At 59.5% G+C, this 1,468-nt stretch carries 2 protein-coding genes; both read left to right on the top strand.

Annotated features, from left to right (window positions below):
• Window positions 1-134: 134 nt before the first annotated feature.
• Window positions 135-431, top strand: coding sequence for a Veg family protein (locus DW913_RS09920; protein ID WP_006234957.1), 297 nt, complete (start codon window positions 135-137; stop codon window positions 429-431).
• 2 nt (window positions 432-433) lie between these two features.
• Complete coding sequence (ispE, locus tag DW913_RS09915; protein ID WP_233542055.1) at window positions 434-1,348, top strand: 4-(cytidine 5'-diphospho)-2-C-methyl-D-erythritol kinase; 915 nt, start codon at window positions 434-436, stop codon at window positions 1,346-1,348.
• Window positions 1,349-1,468: the final 120 nt, after the last annotated feature.

Raw genomic sequence — 1,468 nt, 5'->3', positions numbered from 1 at the left:
CGGATAAAGTCGATAATCAAGGAGCCTAATTAGCTACTTGCTTGGGGTTGTAACAGGGTGCTATAGTATTAGAGTTTTGTCTATCTTAGGGGTATTATCCCCTTTTTGAATTGCACCTTCTGGAGGCCCTGTTCATGGAAGAGATGGAAGTCAATCACGTCGACGACATCCACGAGAAGCTGACCGATATGGTGGGCGATCGCGTCAAGGTGAAGGCCAACATGGGCCGTACCCGCGTCGTCGAGCGCATGGGCACCATCAAGAGCGTCCACCCCGCCGTCTTTATCGTCGAGGTTGACGAGCGTCGCGGCCGCAAGTCGCGTCAGTCCTACCAGTATATCGATGTCCTCACCGGTCAGGTTGAGCTGTTCGACCCCGAGAGCGGCGAGCATATCTTTACCCCGCTCGGCAATCAGCTCGAGGAGCATTAACGGTGACCGATCGGTCCCTGACTCTTTCCGCGCCGGCAAAGATTAACCTCTACCTGGGGGTTCATACCGAGCGCGATGACCGCGGCTACCACAGGGTCGATTCCCTGATGGCAGCCGTCGGTCTTTCCGATACCGTGACGGTCACGCCGGCACAGGCGTTGACCGTCCAGACGGTTCCGGCATCAGATTTTCCCATGCAAAAGAATACGGCGTATCGGGCTGCGGTTGCTATGGCCGAGCATTATGGTCGCGAGGCAAACATCTGCGTGACGATTGAGAAGCGCATTCCATTGTGCGCCGGCTTGGGCGGCCCCTCGACGGATGCGGCCGCGGTCATTGTCGCCTTGGCGGAGCTCTGGGGAATTGATCGCACCGACCCCGCGCTCGACGACATCGCGCGCGGCATTGGTGCTGACGTCCCGTTCTTTTTGCACGCGAGCCCTGCGTTCTACGTAGGTGGGGGAGACGTGCTGGCAACTGAGTACCCCGCGCTGCCCGCAACGCCCGTCGTGTTGGTCAAGCCGCGCGAGGCAAGTGTTTCGACAATTGAAGCCTATCGACGTTTTGACGAGGCCCCGGTGCCTGCGGACAAGCCCGGGGCGATAGCTTCTGCCTTGCGTGCTGGTGATGCCGAGACGGCATATGCGCTCATCCATAACAACTTGGGTGTCATTTCCGCACAGATGGAGCCGCAGATTCAAACGGTCCTCGACTGGCTGCGTAAGCAGGACGGCACCGTTGCTGTAGATGTGTGCGGATCGGGTGCCTGTTCGTTTGCCATTTGCGACACCGCCGCCACGGCCGAAAGGCTTGCCGAGGCTGCCCAGCAAAACGGCTGGTGGTCCTGTGCGACGGAGCTCATTCCCAACACGGTTCGCGTCGAAGGGTTGATTTCCGGTCTCAACCGAACACATTGAGCTGACGGCACGCTCCCGCAGTTAACCGAACGCCCCCGCGGCCCCTCTCGGGCCCCGGGGGCGCCATTTTCCCAGTTGAAGGAATGGTGGAGATGTGTTTCGATGGGTCCGGTGGCCATG

Origin of the sequence: Collinsella sp. AM42-18AC, from assembly GCF_003467965.1 — a bacterium.
Lineage (GTDB): Bacteria > Actinomycetota > Coriobacteriia > Coriobacteriales > Coriobacteriaceae > Collinsella.
This window is presented reverse-complemented; position numbering and strand designations above follow the sequence as displayed.